The following is a 16,948-nucleotide window of genomic DNA, read 5'->3' as shown; positions in this document are numbered from 1 at the left end:
TGAAAATATCTTACACTGTTTTTATCTCATGCAAGGACAGTGTCGCAATGCTCAATATTATTCAATCTAACCGAATGGAAACCCTGCAAGCTCAGTTTCATAAGCTGTTAAGTGTAGACCCGCTAACCAGCCCATTTGAAAAAGAAGTGGTACTGGTGCAATCGCCAGGTATGTCGCAGTGGTTAAAAATAGGTTTGAGTGAACAGCTCGGTATTGCAGCACAGGTGGACTTTCCTTTGCCTTCGAGTTTTATTTGGCAGCTTTATCAACAATTATTGCCAAACGTACCCAAAGAGTCAGCATTTAATAAACCAAACCTTGCATGGAAAATATTTACCATTTTACCTGATTGCATTGATGAGCCGTTATATTTACCCCTTAAAACGTATCTTGAAGGTGATTTAGACGGGCAAAAAACCTTTGCTTTGTGTGAAAAAATAGCCGACGTGTACGACCAATATTTAATGTATCGCCCACACTGGATTGCAACATGGGACAGCGGCAAAGATGCCCTAGATGACGTAGACATTAGTATTTCTCCTTGGCAACCCGATTTATGGCGACGCATTGTTGCTTTAAGTGTTGAGCTTGGGCAAAGCCAGTTTCATCGTGCCAATATGCAAGGTAAATTACTGGCAGCACTTGAGACTATGGACGAGAGCTTATTGCCAAAACGCATTAGTCTATTTGGTATATCGGCCATAGCCAGCTCTCAACTGGAAATTTTTGACGCATTAAGTAAAAAAACACAGGTGTTTTTATTCTTTTTTAACCCAAGTGAGCATTATTGGGGTGATGTGGTTGATGAAAAAACCGCAGCAAAAATTACCGCTAAATACGCCAAAACCCCGTTACTTGATGCCGCTCAGCATACGCTTAGTAAACCCGATGAAGAATATTACTTTATTGGTAATCCGCTACTGTCATCGTGGGGTAAATTAGGCCGCGATTATTTTGAGCAACTAGTACAATTTGATGCTAACTGGATTGACGGCTTCACCGACAATTTTGATGACTCACTACTGGGTAAAATTCAAAGCGAAATATACCAACTGGCATTTAAAGGTGAATCATTAACGCTAGATAAAGAGTGGTTTATCAATGACGAAGGCAAATTGCCAATTAGCGAGACTGACACCAGCATTATTGTAAGTGATTGTTATACGCCGCTGCGCGAAGTTGAACGCTTGCATGATTATTTACTTAACTTGTTTCATCAAAACCCAACTCTTACACCAAAAGACATTATCGTGATGATGCCTGATGTAGGCACCTATAGCCCGTATATTGAGGCGGTATTTGGTGGTGCGCATGGTAAACGCCATATTCCGTATGCGTTAGCGGATTTAGCCATCGAGCAAGAAAAACCTGTACTTAGCTCGTTTGCCAGTCTAGCCAATTTACCGTTTTCGCGTTTTGGCGTGTCTGACATTTTAGATTTATTACAAGTAACACAAATTGCCGAAAAGTTTAGTTTAGAGCCCCATGAGTACGAGCAAATTCAATACTGGCTGGAGCGGGTAGGGGTAAAATGGGGCATTAATGCAGAGCATAAAAGTGGCTTTGACTTACCAACAATAGATTTAAACACCTGGCAACATGGCTTAAACCGTTTATTGCTCGGTATAGCACAGCGCGATGAGCAAATCCCATTTGCGGGCATTTACAGCGCCGATGAAGTTGAAGGCATGGCACTCGATACACTCAATAAATTGGTGCATTTTATTGATGTACTGCAAACATTTAAAGAACGCTTAAGCCCAGATGATACTCTCACGAATAAAGCGGATATTTTAGATGAGCTGCTTGAAGCCATTTATGAAAGTGAAAGCGATGACAGCTGGGATCTTTTAGTACTTAAAAAAGTGCTCGATGAGCTGAAAAAACATCATGAAAACGGTGATTATACTCAAGCGGTGTCGCAGCGTATTGTCAGCTATTTAATCAAACAAGGCATTCAAGAAAAGGGCGTTGGCCAGCGATTTTTAGTCGGACAAGTTAACTTTTGTACGCTGATGCCGATGCGCGCCGTACCATTCAAAGTAGTGTGTATGCTAGGGCTAAACGATGCCGACTACCCGCGTACTGTGCAACCCATTGGTTTTGATTTGGTGCCGTATTCTAAAAAGCAAAAAGGTGACCGATCACGAAAACTTGATGACCGTTATCTATTTTTAGAAGCGCTTCTGAGCGCTCGAGATAATTTATATATGAGCTATATTGGTCGTTCGTGTTTTGACAACCAGTCACGTATGCCATCAACATTAGTAAGTGAGTTATTAGAATACATTGGTAGAAGCTTTACCTTAACTGAGCAAAGCGAGCGAAACCCTGCCAGACTGTTTAGTTAAAGCGCAGCGCCTTCAACCATTTAATTACCATTACTATATGCCAAGCGAGCAAACACCAACGCAATTAGCGGTTAATGAGCACAGCTATAACCCAGTATGGTTGCCGGCAGAGGCTATAACGCCTGAGCCACTTAGCAAACTTGATGTGGCAATGCCTGAAAGCCTCGACCTTGATGTGTTTATTCGCAGTGTTTGTAACCCCCATGAAAGCTTTTATCAGCAAACGTTGGGCCTACGCTTACCTGAGTTTAACGATGTGGCCAAAGATGAAGAGCCGTTTAGTGTTGATGCGCTGAAACGCTATTTTTATTTAGATGAAATACTTGAAGCGGCCATTTTCGATAGGCCCCTGAGCCGTGAACAAATATTGCAACGAGGGGAGCTGCCTCAAGCTCATGTCGGTGACTTGATTTTTGAAAGCATGGAGCACCGGGTTGACGCGCTTGCAGGGCAAGTGAAAGCCCATATAGCGACTGGCAAAAATGAACCTGTTGAAGTGTCTTTAACACTCAACTGTGAGGATGCTGATGGCAAAACGCAAAGCAGCCAACTTGAAGGCTGGCTCAATCATATTTACATGCAAAAACAAGTGTTTTACAGAAGTGCCAGTATTAAAGCGAAAGATCTAATTAAGGGCTTTATTTATCATTTAACGGCTCAAGTGATGGGTCACCCTGTGGAAACCTTAATTTTAGGTTTAGATAAACAAATCGCTTTTACGCCGATGGATGCAGAGTATGCGCAGCAACAATTAAACCAATGGTTTAGTTTATACGCAGCCTTGAGGCAATCACCAGTGGCGTTTTTTCCGGCCAGTAGTTATGAGTTCGTAAAAACTGAGGGCGATATTAATAAAGCGATTAATAAATTTAGCCCACAATACATTGGCCGAGGCGAGGGAGAAAACCCGTACATTCGTTTAACTACGCAATCGCTATTAGATTGCCAAGAAGAATTTACTCATTGGAGCAATACACTCCTTACGCCACTAATTGATAACGCTAAGGAGAGTGATTATGCAAGCGCTTAACCCGCTCAACATGCCTCTTGCGGGGCAAAGTTTAATTGAGGCCAGTGCTGGCACCGGTAAAACCTATACTATTACCGGCTTGTATTTACGTTACTTACTCGGTATGCAAATAGCGGATGATCAACAGTCAGCCATAAATAAACCGCTGAGCGTGGAACAAATTTTGGTTGTAACCTTTACTGAGGCCGCCACACAAGAAATTAAAGACAGAGTACGAGCGCGTATTATTGCAGCGCGCGATGCATTACTGGGGCTTAAAACCAAAGATGAGTTGGTAAACGAGCTCATTGCAAGCATCGATGATAAACACCGCGCCTTTGATTTACTTGATGCTGCGGCAAAATCGATGGACGAAGCGGCCATTTTTACTATTCATGGTTTTTGTCAGCGCATGCTCAAACAACATGCGTTTGAGTCTGGCGTGGCGTTTAATTTAGAATTTATACTCGACGAGCGCGAAATTCTACTTGAGACCATTAAAGATTTTTGGCGTACTTTTGTCTACCCGTTAAATAAAGAAAAAACTGATGCCATTTTGGATGTATTCCCAGCACCTGAATCATTATTTAGTCAGGTAGCGAGTTTACTAAATAAAGGCAATGCGCTCATTACTCCTACGATTAACCTTGATGATGTATGGCGAGCACGTGAAGCGTATTTAGCTAAAATCCCCAGCTTTAAAAAAGCGTGTTTAGACAGCGAGTTTATTGGTGCAATTAAAGCCTCTGGGCTCAGTGGTTCCAAAACGCCTGGACGTAAAGGCAGCTTACAAGCGCTTGAGGATTTTTGCCGTGGCGATGAATTATTTTTTAAATTTGGCACAAGTAAGTATTCGTTTGAGGTTTGGAGCACTGATAACTTAAGTGACTCGGCTAACTATAAAAAGAATCAGCCTTTATTTAGCCATGAATTACTGCCTCAATTTGATGAGCTAGCAAAGCTAAGCGGTACTATTAACGAAGGGCTTGGTATAGCCATTGCTCAACACGCAGCAAGCTGGGTTAAAACAGCCATCGTTAAACGTAAAACAGAGCAAAGTGTGATCACCCCTGATGATTTATTAAGTAATTTACACAGTGCGCTTAACAGTGAGCAAGGCGATACACTTTCGCAAAAAATAGCCCAGTTATTCCCCGTGGCGATGATTGATGAATTCCAAGATACCGACCCAATTCAATACGGTATTTTTAGTAAAATTTATGGCCAAGAAAATACCACACTTGCGATGATTGGCGACCCTAAACAAGCAATTTACGGCTTTAGGGGCGCGGATATTTTTACCTATATTGGCGCAAAGCATGCAGTTGCGCAGGAGCAACAATTTACCTTAGGCACGAATTTTCGCTCAAGTAGTGATGTAGTAATCAGTGTAAATAAGCTATTTGCCAAGCACGATAACAGCTTTATTTATAATGAGGCCATTCCATTTAATCCGGTTGCAGCCAAAGGTAAAAAGGCCGATGAATCATTTTTAATCGACGGTAAACCTGCCAAGGCTTTTGAGTTTTGTGTATTTGCCGACACCGCCGCCGATGACAGTAAAAAACCCACCAACAAAGGGGTTGGGCAGCATCATTTAGCAAGCCATTTTGCCAATAAAGTCGTCACTTTACTAAGCCAAGCACAACTAGGCCGTGCCTGCATTGGTGAGGCACCGGTAACTGCTGCCGATATTTGTATTTTGGTACGCGACCGTTTAGAGGCGCAAATTATTAAAAAGCGCTGAGCGACGCTAAAATCGCCAGTGTGTATTTATCCCGCGACAGCGTATTTAGCCAAGAGCTTAGCCATCATTTACTTAACTTTTTAACCGCACTGCATGGTCAATACAATGAATCATTACTGCGCGGTGTATTGGCGGGGCCGCTATTTTGTTTAAGTTATAACGAGATTTACGCGCTGGCTGACGATGAAGAGCAGTGGCAATCATACCTTAACTTTTTTTGCTTACTTAACGGCGCTGTGGCACAAACAAGGTGCCATGGCGATGCTAGAGCACCTGTTGAGCCACAATCAATTAAGCGCGAAGTGGCAGGGTTTAGGGTATAACGTAGAGCGCTGGCTCACCGATTACCGCCATTTAAGTGAAATACTGCAACAAAAGCAAATTGAGCTTGAGGGCACATTGAGGCTATTACGTTGGTTTGCACAAAAGGTTAGCCAACAAGATGGTGAGGCGGTGCAAGTTCGCCTTGAAAGTGACGCAAACCTAGTGCGTATTGTGACCATGCACGCTTCAAAAGGGCTTGAGTTCCCGCTGGTGTTTATGCCATTTGCCAGTGGTTACCGTGAAACTAAAGAGGCTTTGTATCATAAAGATGGGCAACTTATTTACGACTTAAGTAAAACCGACGATGCCCTGCAAAAAGCCGAGCAAGAACGCCTAGCAGAAGATTTACGCTTATTGTACGTGGCACTCACGCGGGCCATTCATTTTTGTGCCATCGGCATGTATAACTTAGGACAAGGGCAGAGTAAGCGACTGGCAATACAAAGTAGCTCGTTGGGCCATGTACTCTTCGCACGGCTTGATATTACCAGCAGCGAAGTATGGCGTAGCCACTTAAAAGAATTTTGCGACGAAAACAACGCTATGCAATACACTGAATTTACCAGCGATGAGTTGCTTGAGCAGGGCACCTTGCAATTGACTTCAACGCAAAGCTCAAGTCACAATCTCAGCGTTAATAATGTCACCGTAGACATTGAAAAAGATTGGCGTGCCACCAGCTTTAGTGCCTTGAGCTTTAAAAAGCACACTGATCACATACAGCCTGGGCGCAGTGATGAAGATCACGAAAAAGACGAGTTTGCCGCAGAGCAAGAAGATGTTAAATCGCCATACAGCTTCCCTAAGGGCGCAAAACCCGGTAGCTGCTTACATGAAATTTTTGAGCAGATTGATTTCACCAGCCCTATAACGCATCCAACTAACAGTGAGCAAGACTTATCTTGTGTAGTCGAAAAAAGCTTAAAAAAATACAACATAGATAGCAGCTGGCAAGAAACTGCAGAGCAGTGGATACTCAGCGCCCTGCAATGCCCACTGAATGACGAAGGGCTCAGTTTAAGTGTATTGCCGCCGAGTGATTGCTTGGTCGAGATGGAGTTTAATTTACCCCTTGAGAGTTTAAACGCTAAACAGCTTAATGCCGTGCTTATAAAACACTTTGGTTTTAATCAAAGTAACCTTGAGTTTTTGAATGTTAAAGGCTTATTAAAAGGCTTTGTTGATTTAATATTTTGCTTTGAAGGCCAATATTATATTTTGGACTATAAATCGAATTACTTAGGGAACCAAGCCAAGCGACTACGAACAAGACTCCCTTGAGCAAGCCATGAGCAGCCATCAATACCATTTACAGTATTTAATTTACACAGTGGCGTTGCACCGTTTGTTAAAACAGCGCATTGCAAATTATAGCCCAGAGCAACACTTAGGCGGCGTTTACTACACCTTTTTACGGGGGATGGGTGAAGGGAAAGGCATTTTCTTTAATAAACTCACCACAGAGCAAGTAGCTATTTTAGATGGCTTATTTACTCAACCCGCGGTTAAAAAAGGAGAGGCATCATGAGTGAAGTTGATGCAATAAATGAATTACCATTAATGGCCGCTGAGGCTGATAATACAGTAGATACCGTGCCGTTAATTGACTTTTTAGTGAGTGAAGGGCGCCTGCGAGTGGTTGATGTAAAACTCGCTGAGCTTTTAACTGGGCATGTAGCGAGCAGTGCTGACAATAGCGATGTATTTAACTTAATTTTGCTGCTGTGTTTAGCAGGTCAAAGCCAGCACAGTTGTTTAAATTTAGATGATGTAAATTGGCAAAATCCATTTAACTTACGAAAGTCTGACTTTAATAAAGCACAAGGCCCCTCGCCCGATACAGTTAGCCCATTTAGTGATGAGTTTGATATTAATCAAGCGGTTCGCTGTTTAGAGTCGCACCCAAGTGTAGGGGAGCAGCAACCACTGAATTTATTTGGCACTAGGCTCTACTTTGCACGCCTTGCAGGGTACGAACAAACGCTAGCCTCAAGGTTATTAGCCATGAGTAAGCGTGAAATAAAAATAGACAATGCAGCGCTTGCTAAGTTACTCAATGATTATTTCCCTGAAGATAAAGCACCAAAAGAAGGGCTCGACTGGCAAAAAGTAGCCTGTGCTATGGCGGCTACAAAGGGGTTTAGTGTTATCACCGGTGGCCCAGGGACCGGTAAAACCACGACAGTGACAAAGTTATTAGCCATTTTACAATCACTGTACCAAAGTGCGCCGCTAAGCATTAAGCTGGTGGCCCCAACTGGTAAAGCCGCCGCGCGGTTAAGTGAATCTATTTTAGGGGCTAAGCAGCAATTAAAAGCGGATATTCCAGATAATGTTGAGCCACACATTCCGCAAACGGCGCAAACTATTCACCGTTTACTTGGGGTTAAACCTTTTACCAATAAGTTTAAACATAACAGCAGTAACCCATTACATGTAGATGTATTGATCATCGATGAAGCGTCGATGGTTGATTTATCACTGATGGCTAAACTAATCGAGGCATTACCCGCTCGCGCAAGGTTAATATTACTCGGCGATAAAGACCAATTAGCGTCGGTAGATACTGGCAGTGTCATGAGCGACTTATGCCAAGGCTTGGCTCTTGGGCAAACGCCGAGTTATTCTGATGCCCGCTGCACCGAGCTTAATCAGTTGTGTTTTAATGGCGAGCAAAAATTACAATCGCAGCAAAGCCTATTTGCATTAGCCGATTGCATCGCGTTCTTACAACACAGTTATCGCTTTGATGCTAAAAGTGGTATTGGCGAGCTGGCTTTTGCGGTGAACACCAACAACTCAGGTAAGCTCAATTATGTTGAGCAGGAAATCTATTCAGGCAAATTTAACGACGTTGTTTTAGATTACGATATTGTCACTAAGCCAATTGAAAAACTGGTACAAAGCGCTGCTAGTCATTACAGTGAGTATTTAAACCTCATTAAGCAAGGCGCGCCGAGTGCAGACATTCATCATGCGTTTACACAATACCAATTACTCGCCGCTGTGCGTGAAGGTGATTATGGCGTAAACAGCTTAAACCTTCGTATTGAAAAGCAATTACATAACCTTGGCTTGATCAATACCCATGCAAATAACCGCCATTATTTAGGTTTGCCTATTATGATTGCGCAAAACGACTACCAATTAAAACTGTTCAACGGCGATATTGGTATTCTACTGCATGATGAAAACGCGCAGCTAAAAGCGGTATTTATTGACGAGCAGGGCAATGAACGGGCATTTTCACCCGCACGACTCCCAGCCCATGATAAAGTATATGTAATGACCATACACAAATCACAAGGCTCAGAATTTAACTACACCGCCATGGTTCTACCCCTGCAAATCAAGCAACCGCGGGTATAAATCGCCAATTGGTCTACACCGGCATCACCCGCGCAAAACACACCTTTGAATTGGTGGCCGACAAAAAAGTATTGCTCATGGCTATGAATAAATCAGTCAGCCGAGCATCAGGGTTGTATGAGAGGTTAACGTAAGTTGAGCAAGCTAGTTAGCGAGGGGGAAGTTTGCGAGTTAGCGAGAGTAAAGTTAGCGAGATTAGAGACAAGTGCGGTGTTAAATTTATTATGTGGGAGTAGGCTTTAGCTGTGATTGTTTTAAATATAGTCGGATGTGCTTCAGCACATGAAATTGTGCAAGGTGTTCCTAAAGTGTCAATGTTGTTTACCTTGATATTCTTAAATGGAATTATTTGTACGTGTGATACAAGCCGTTATATGAATCGATAATCAGGTGTAAATAAAAAATGTACCAATGGAATAAATTAAAATCAGAGTTTGAAAATGATGGAAGCTTAAGAGATATATATGCACTTGATACTAATGCGGATTCATGGAGTCTGTTTCTAGATAATTTACGATTGTCGAATTACAAATTTGAGTTTAAACATGGTGATGAAGTCCTAAATTTACCAAGCAATTATACTTCTATTAGAAAACTACAAGAAGTAAATCCCACAACTTTAACTATTTGGTTAAGTGAAATCAGAGTTAATTGTCATTTCTTTGTTGAGAGTGAAATTGAAATGGACATCTCTCCTGCGGAAATTAACTCAAAAGAAAATTTTAAAGAATTAATGGCGTTTATAACTTGGTTTTCATATTCCCTTCAAGTTGATGTAGTATTAACTCATGAAAATGCAAAAGATTTTGAAATTATTAGGGTTGAGAAAAAATTCATATAACACATCTGATCTTTAACTCTTAATAGATATACAGTTCTTTTCGGCTGCTTCTAGGCAATGGCGGCCGTTTATATATCAATAAACCAACTCACCAATACTCGCTCTAATATCTGCCATGGTGATAAATAATTTGTTATCTACGTCTTTGAATGGGGTGAAGCCGTATTTTTCATAGAAATTCTCAGCACCGCCTTTTGCGTCAACAATGACGATCGGAAAGGCGATAGTATCACTTGCCATTAATAGTTTTTTTAGTGCATCAACTAACAGCCATTCACCAAAACCTTTGTCTTTGTATCTCTGATCAATTGCTAAGCGTGCAATTAAACCACCAGAAGTTACATTGTGATGCTTTTTTTGTAATTTAACGGGCAAATCTGGAATATTAATTGGTGTCATTGTTAATGTATAAAAACCAATGATGTGTTCAGGGCATTGCTGATCCTCAAGAACAAATGTACGCGTATTGTCTTTTTTAGCTTGTTGGCTTGCCATAACCTTTAAGTAATTATTGAGTGGGGCAATACCGCAGTCAAAACGGCTTCGGTCATGTTTAGCTTTATCTAATTGGACAGTATTCATTATTGAGTTTTATTTTTATAACGAGTAGCTGCACTTTGTAATTTACTATTTGGTTTGGCTGGTTGGTCTAACGCGGCCATTAAAGTCATGGTATCTTGCTGACTCAATTGTAGGGCACGCTCACGTTCCATAATTGTTTTTGCTTTTTCAACAGCTGCACTAAGCACAAACGAATTGATACTAGACATACCCGCAATAGCCGCGGCTTTTGATAGCAGTTCTTGTGTATCACTATCTACACGCGCTGTAATTCGAGGTAATGCAGTGGTCATAATAATCTCTACTTAGTATCAGTGTTGCATAAGCGAATTGTAGTATGGTTTTTATGTACTGACAAGTTGTGTGTCATTATGGCACATGAATGGTGGGGCTAATAAGAGCTGAAATGTGTATTTTATATCGGTATTTATAAGATTGGTTTATTTATAAGTAAGTAAATAATTGTGCTTGAAACAATTGGTGAAAAGAAGTTATCAATAAAAAACCTAGAGCATAAGTGTTAGGCTGGCCCTTATGCTCATAGCACCTATATTTTTCTGCCATTAAGCTCTATGGTTTCACCGTCATCAGGGATGATAAACCGTGCTAGCAAGTCATGTTGACTCAACAGTATGCTTAAGTCTGCGCGGTTTATACGGCAGTGATCGAGTGCTTCCATATGGTTCGCTATGATTATGCCTGTGCTCAGTGATGCCAATTCAATAATGTCGTTTTCAGTAAGTAATAAAGGTGCGCCAATATCAAATTGTGCTTTACCAGTTGGGGCAACAATGTAGTCAGGTTGGTTTTTCTTAATAAACTCTCTGATTTCATTGGTTAATATAGTATCACCCATTAGATAAATAGTTGGTTCATCCTCAAGTTTTATAAAATACCCAACACCATGCTCCATAAATGGCGTTAGCCAGCCTGTAGTGTGCTTTGCAGCGACTTGCTCTATAGTGCCGTTGAAAAAAGGGCTACATTTTTCTTTTAATACTTCAATGTTAATCCCTTTTTTAGTTAAGTAACGGGAATCGTGTTTGGTGCAAAATGTGGTGATTTTGTTGTTTCGTAGCCAGCGTTCACCTTTTTTATCTAAATGATCGAAGTGGCCTTTTTGGCAGTGAGTGATCAAAGCGTTTGCAATTTTATGCTCTAGTTGATGGAATGCACTGGGTAATTCAACAAGTGGGTTTCGCTGTTGGCTTTTAAAGTATCGAAGTCTCGGAAGAGTTGCTTTTTTGGCAAGCATAGGGTCGAGTAAAATATATTTACCTGCAGTTTCAATAATTAAGGTCGCATTTCTGATTTGAGTAATTTTCATAATTTCTCCTAGTTAAAAAACTATGGTAATTTGTGAAGTAACTCCATAGTCAAATACTAAATATGAAAATTGCAGAGTTTGAAAAACAAACCGGGCTTTCTCGTGATACGTTAAGGTATTATGAGAAGATAGGCATGCTAACTCCCCCAGTGCGAGCAGATAACGGTTATCGGTATTATGGCCAAACTCAGCTTCAGGAACTTGCTTTTATTGAACGCGGTAAGACTATTGGTTTTACGTTAACGGAAATCAAAGTAGGGTATCAGCGCTATAAAGCTTTAGGGCATCTATGTCCTGAGTTCACAAAACAATTACTAAGCAAAAAAGCATTACTCACTAAGCGAATTAGAGATGATCAAAATGCGATAACCATAATCGATGATATGCTGAAGTAGTCTTAGAAAAGTGTAAATTTGTTACTTATTTGAGAAATAAAGGAGATGAAACTACAACACAGTTTGGTGGCTTTTTAAAGGATTAATTAGTTTGCAACTTTGCTTGAATTTAAGGGTAACGGCTTTGGAACAGCGATAATAAATATCTAAGGAAATTATATATTAACTGTTTTTGCTGTGATGCACACACAAAAAGAGGCTTGTATAAAATATAATCGTGTTCGAACTTTCTTTTGCCTTTACTTAGTTTAAAGTAGATTAGAGCTGATTTTTATACAGCCGATACAATGCTCTCCTGTGGTAGATATATAAATTATTGATGACCCCTTGACCTCGAAATTCAATTCTAGAACCTATTTTCTCACTGTTCTTTTTCTAAATATATTTGGTTGCCAGCCCCAGTGTAGGGCGCTAAGTCTTAAAAAATACGGTAACAAAAAGCGACCCGATAATACACCACATGTAATTTACTTCGAGTAAAAATAGTGCCGCGTAGGTGAGACCACCACAAAAGCAGGTGGTGGAGTATAGCTCGTCGCGCATAACAAGTGGCACTTCACGACATATAACATCACGCATTAGACCGCCAAATATACCTGTGGTCATGCCCATGGTGATTGCGACTATCATAGTGGTGCCTTCTATTAGGGCTTTTTCAATGCCGACTATATTGAATATGGCCATACCAATAGCATCAACCAGTAGCATATAATAATTAGATACATCGGGAAGATAACGAATAAACATAACGGCCACAAATATAGAGCCATAAGTGGCATATAAATAGTTTGGCTCTGCAATCCAAAATACGGGTTGATTTAGCAGTACATCTCGTAACGTTCCGCCACCGAGAGCGGTAACGGTGCCGACAACGACTACGCCAAAGCCACCAATGTCTTTATCGTGCCCAAGTAACGCGCCAGAAATAGCAAAAAAGGCGACGCCTATTAAACTTAGAAAATTAAAATATTCTGCTGTCACTTGGCATCCTTCCCTCGTTTTGTATTCGCGAAAAAGCTTAGCGTGTGGAGTATTTATTTATGCTGAATAGCAGTAGTCGTATTTCACAAAGCTACTGCTATGGCATTAAACTAATAGTTACTGTAGGTAATCAACAACTAACTGAGTCATAGAATCGATTCCTAGCTGCAGTGCTTTTTCGTCGGCAAAAAACTGTGGCGAATGATTACTCGGTGCTGTTTTTGCGTCTTGACCTTGTGGTGTTACGCCTAAAAAGTAAAATAAACCAGGTACTTCAAGAGCGTAGTAGCTAAAATCTTCTGCGCCAGTGATTAAGTCAGTAGTGATGATGTTGTCAGCTCCAACCACCTTAGCGAGTGTTGGGGCCATTTTTTGAGTTAATGCAATGTCGTTTACAGTAACAGGGTAGCCGTGATCGATATGTACATCGGCTTTGGCTCCCCCTGATTGTGCAACCATTTCGGCTGTTTTAACTAATCGCTCTTTTATATCAGCTCGCATCGTTTGGTCAAAGGTGCGAATAGTGCCAATGAGTTCAACGCTATCAGGAATAATATTTGAGCGTACGCCGCCATTTATAGCCCCAAAGGAGATAACCGATGGCGCTTTGGTGACATCAACTTGGCGTGATGAAATGGTTTGCGTTGCCATTATGATTTGTGATGAAGCAACTATTGGGTCTACACCGTTCCAAGGGCGTGAACCATGCGTTTGGCGCCCTTGAACGTTAATAGTGAATGAATCTTCACTGGCCATTAATGGCCCTTCACGAAAACCAATTTGGCCTGTATTTAAAGAGCTGGTCACATGTAATCCAAATACAGCATCAGGTTTTTGTTTAAATAGCCCTTCTTTGAGCATTAGCTCTGCACCGCCTTCTTCACCTTCTGGCGCACCTTCTTCGGCAGGTTGAAATACAAAAAGTACATCGCCTGCTAATTCATCTTTAATTTTGACTAAAGATTCGGCTACAGCCATGAGTATTGCAACGTGGTTATCATGACCACAGGCATGCATTACGCCCACTTCGTTACCACGATAGGTTGATGTTTGTGTTGAAGCAAAAGGTAAATCGACTTGTTCAGCCACAGGAAGGGCATCCATGTCCGCACGTAGTGCAACAAGTGGCCCTTTTTTGCCGCCTTTTAATTTAGCTACTACGCCAGTATGGGCAATACCGGTTTGCACCTCAAGACCAAGGGATTTTAAATGCTTAGTAACATATTTAGCGGTTTCAAATTCACGATTACTGAGTTCTGGGTACTGATGTAAATGTCGACGCCATGTAATAACTTTTTCACTTACGCTGGCATTGGCTTTTTTAAGCTCTTTATTGATGTCACCGGCAAAACAGGGGGGTGCTAGAGTGCCTATTATTAAGCTGCTATAAATAATTTTGTGTAACATGCGGATCCCTTTTATTATTAGAGTATTCATATCAATGTAGAGTAACCCATGCTCAATGAACAGGATCGTGCGATAATTCACCAAGGAAATTGGTTTAACAGTTGCTGTAGTCATCTTCAGCATGATTTAATTTGTCACGCGAAAGTAGTTGAATTAAATGCCGGAGAATCTTTATTTTTACGCGGTGATAATAACTGCGGTGTATATTGTGTTATCAGTGGTGTAGCAAGGGTTAGCGGGGGGAACGCTCAGGGCAAAGAAGCGGTTTTAAGTTTTATTCCTCAAGCTGTGTGGTTTGGTGAAGTCGCATTGTTTGATGGTGGTAGCCGTACTCATGACGTATATGCGCAAACAACACTTAGGCTTGTGCATGTTAGTGAGCGCGCATTAAGCAAGTTGTTGAGTGAGCACCCGGCGTATTGGCAGGATTTTGGCGTTTTATTGTCGCAGAAAGTACGATTGTTATTTTCGTCTTTGGAAGATCATGCTCTGTTATCGGCGCATCAAAAGGTTTGTAATTGTCTGTTAATGTTAACAGCTTTCGACTCTAACACCTCAAATATTTACTTATCGCAGCAACAGTTGGCAGATATTACGTATTTAACACGACAAACAATTAATCAGGTCCTTCAGGCCTTGAGTAAACAAGGTAAGATTGCTTTGCATTATCAACGTATCGATATCTTAGATAAACCCGCACTAGAAAACTCCTTGAATCTGCCCCTATAAAGGAAACTTGGCGTCATAATTGCTTTATTTTGACACACAGTCAAATAAAGCAGGACGCTTAAGTAATGTCATCACTTACGTTTAACAACCAATATCGCTTAGAGCCATACAGTGCACCTTCTACACCTAAAGTTAGCTTGCCCGTGAAGAGCGTTGACAAAATAGAAGATGTGGCAAAATCTGGCCAGCAAGATTTTGCCACTCAGTTAAAACAGCCAACTCATGATAAAAGCTTTTTAGAAGAAGCCAAAGAAGCCCTTGTTTATCAACGCTTAGGTGTTGATAAAGAAAAAATAGATGAAATAAAGGCCCAAATTGAAAAGCTAGCAGAGCAAATGCAACAACAAGGTGCAGACATTGAGACACTACAAGAAAAAAATGCAAGAAACCGCAAAGTATGCTTGAGCAAGAGTATCAAAAGGGGCGAGAGCGACTAGAGCAAAAACCTGAACATGAAAAAGGTAAAATTATCAGTGCATTTGTTTAAATTTATTTTAGTATACATAACTGTCGGGTAACCGACATTGTTGTTTGATGCTATTTGCTACAGTTAATTTATCCTTACAATTAAAAGAGCAGCTCATGAAAACACTTCAGCAACAACTAGGTCAATATGCCCTTTATCATCGCTCGAAACGAAATGTACTTACTCATTTTTTTGGTATTCCATTAATTGTATTTGCCCTCTTGTGTTTATGTGCTCGTATTGAGTTTTCCGTTGCTGGCTATCTAATAAATACCGCGCAAATCCTAGTTTTCGCAAGCGTGGTCTATTACTTAATGCTTAGTGTATCACTTGGGTTAATTATGGCGGTTATTCTTGTGCTGCTTAGTTTGGGCGCTATTGAGATTGCACAGTTAAGCCTTAGAGATTGGCTGGTTATAAGTGTTAGTCTATTTGTAGTGGGTTGGATACTGCAATTTATAGGGCATTACTATGAAGGCAAAAAACCAGCATTTGTTGATGACATTGTTGGCTTAATCATAGGGCCGCTATTTGTACTTGCAGAAGCATTATTTTTAATGGGCTTTTATAGTTCACTTGAGCAGCAGGTAATTGATATTGCAGGTGCTAATAAGCCTTAAAGAGGGTGTATGGACTTTAAAAATAAAACAGTTTGGATCACTGGCGCGTCGTCAGGTATTGGTCAAGAGCTTGCTATTCAACTGGCGAATTTAGGTGCAAATATTATTTTAAGTGCACGCAGTGTCGATAAGCTAGAGCAATTAAAAACAAAATTAGCAAAAGGAGATCACCGAGTTATTGCACTTGATTTAGCACAACCAGAGCAAGTGTTACAGCACGTTAAAAGCACTATTAATGAAATTGGTCAGCTTAATATTTTAATTAACAATGGTGGAGTGTCTCAACGTAGTTTGTTTTTAGAAAACGATTTTTCTGTGTACCGACAGCTAATGGAAGTGAATTATTTTGGTTTAGTTGCCCTGACGAAGGCGGTATTACCTTCTATGGTTGAACAGGGCGGCGGCTCTATTGTGTCAATTAGTAGTGTTGCAGGTAAAGTTGGGTCAAAATTTCGTACAGGTTATTCTGGCAGTAAATATGCTGTTGTTGGTTTTATGGACTGCTTACGAGCTGAAGTAGCAGATAAAAACATTCACTGTTTAACTATTTGCCCTGGCTCGATTAAAACTGCCATTGCACATAATTCACTTAATGAACATGGGGTTGCACAAAATAAGCCCGAGCAGTCGATAGAAAACGGCATGAATGTATCATTAGCGGCAAACAAGATGATACAGGCTATTGCTAAGCAAAAAGATGAAGTTGTTGTGGGGCAGGGCTTGAGTGGTTGGGCACCGACAATTAAACGTTTTTTTCCTGGGATTTGTAACCGTTTAACAGCAAAAACAAATTATAAATAAAGGAGTGACTAAAGTTACTC

At 40.8% G+C, this 16,948-nt stretch carries 10 protein-coding genes and 4 pseudogenes; 9 read left to right on the top strand and 5 right to left on the bottom strand.

Features of this window, described 5'->3' with window-relative positions; genetic code table 11:
- The first annotated feature begins 47 nt into the window (after positions 1–47).
- The 4 genes and pseudogenes from recC (at position 48) to ACU8V8_RS08840 (ending at position 9,641) form a co-directional block, all read left to right on the top strand.
- A pseudogene (gene recC / locus ACU8V8_RS08855) lies at positions 48–3,381 on the top strand (exodeoxyribonuclease V subunit gamma).
- Positions 3,368–6,959, top strand: a pseudogene (gene recB, locus ACU8V8_RS08850) (exodeoxyribonuclease V subunit beta). Before recC ends, recB begins: the two co-directional pseudogenes overlap by 14 nt.
- Positions 6,960–6,991: 32 nt before the next feature.
- Positions 6,992–8,934, top strand: a pseudogene (gene recD / locus ACU8V8_RS08845) (exodeoxyribonuclease V subunit alpha).
- A gap of 269 nt (positions 8,935–9,203) precedes the next feature.
- The gene (locus ACU8V8_RS08840) at positions 9,204–9,641 is read left to right on the top strand and encodes a hypothetical protein (RefSeq protein WP_446889509.1); all 438 of its coding nucleotides are present in this window, start codon (positions 9,204–9,206) and stop codon (positions 9,639–9,641) included.
- 75 nt (positions 9,642–9,716) lie between these two features.
- Here the strand turns inward: ACU8V8_RS08840 and ACU8V8_RS08835 are convergent, their stop codons facing one another.
- From ACU8V8_RS08835 to ACU8V8_RS08825, 3 genes are all read right to left on the bottom strand, one after another.
- Positions 9,717–10,226, bottom strand: coding sequence for a GNAT family N-acetyltransferase (locus ACU8V8_RS08835; RefSeq protein ID WP_446889612.1), 510 nt, complete (start codon positions 10,224–10,226; stop codon positions 9,717–9,719).
- Positions 10,223–10,495, bottom strand: coding sequence for a type II toxin-antitoxin system TacA family antitoxin (locus ACU8V8_RS08830; protein ID WP_446889508.1), 273 nt, complete (start codon positions 10,493–10,495; stop codon positions 10,223–10,225). Before ACU8V8_RS08830 ends, ACU8V8_RS08835 begins: the two co-directional genes overlap by 4 nt.
- A 254-nt stretch (positions 10,496–10,749) precedes the next feature.
- On the bottom strand, positions 10,750–11,529 hold the full coding sequence (locus tag ACU8V8_RS08825; protein ID WP_446889507.1) for an MBL fold metallo-hydrolase: 780 nt from the start codon (positions 11,527–11,529) through the stop codon (positions 10,750–10,752).
- Between the two features lie 62 nt (positions 11,530–11,591).
- Here ACU8V8_RS08825 and ACU8V8_RS08820 point away from each other — a divergent pair, with 62 nt between their 5' ends.
- Positions 11,592–11,924: a MerR family transcriptional regulator gene (locus ACU8V8_RS08820; RefSeq protein WP_446889506.1), complete on the top strand. Its 333-nt coding sequence runs from the start codon at positions 11,592–11,594 to the stop codon at positions 11,922–11,924.
- Positions 11,925–12,277: 353 nt separating this feature from the next.
- Here ACU8V8_RS08820 and ACU8V8_RS08815 read toward each other — a convergent pair.
- Positions 12,278–12,905: pseudogene (locus ACU8V8_RS08815) on the bottom strand (trimeric intracellular cation channel family protein).
- A gap of 117 nt (positions 12,906–13,022) precedes the next feature.
- Positions 13,023–14,312, bottom strand: a complete 1,290-nt coding sequence (locus ACU8V8_RS08810; protein WP_446889505.1) for an amidohydrolase — start codon at positions 14,310–14,312, stop codon at positions 13,023–13,025.
- A gap of 48 nt (positions 14,313–14,360) precedes the next feature.
- Between ACU8V8_RS08810 and ACU8V8_RS08805 the strand changes: the two genes are divergently transcribed.
- From ACU8V8_RS08805 to ACU8V8_RS08790, 4 genes are all read left to right on the top strand, one after another.
- A complete protein-coding gene (locus ACU8V8_RS08805) occupies positions 14,361–15,041 on the top strand; it encodes a Crp/Fnr family transcriptional regulator (RefSeq protein ID WP_446889504.1) in 681 nt (226 codons plus the stop codon).
- A gap of 65 nt (positions 15,042–15,106) precedes the next feature.
- A complete protein-coding gene (locus tag ACU8V8_RS08800; protein ID WP_446889503.1) occupies positions 15,107–15,478 on the top strand; it encodes a hypothetical protein in 372 nt (123 codons plus the stop codon).
- A gap of 145 nt (positions 15,479–15,623) precedes the next feature.
- A complete protein-coding gene (locus tag ACU8V8_RS08795) occupies positions 15,624–16,127 on the top strand; it encodes an Mpo1 family 2-hydroxy fatty acid dioxygenase (protein ID WP_446889502.1) in 504 nt (167 codons plus the stop codon).
- 9 nt (positions 16,128–16,136) lie between these two features.
- Positions 16,137–16,928, top strand: a complete 792-nt coding sequence (locus ACU8V8_RS08790) for an SDR family oxidoreductase (protein ID WP_446889501.1) — start codon at positions 16,137–16,139, stop codon at positions 16,926–16,928.
- Positions 16,929–16,948: the final 20 nt, after the last annotated feature.

It is taken from the genome of Pseudoalteromonas sp. SaAl2 (genome assembly GCF_052947895.1).
Note: the sequence above shows the minus strand (reverse complement) of the source record. Positions and strands in the feature narration are given on the sequence as shown.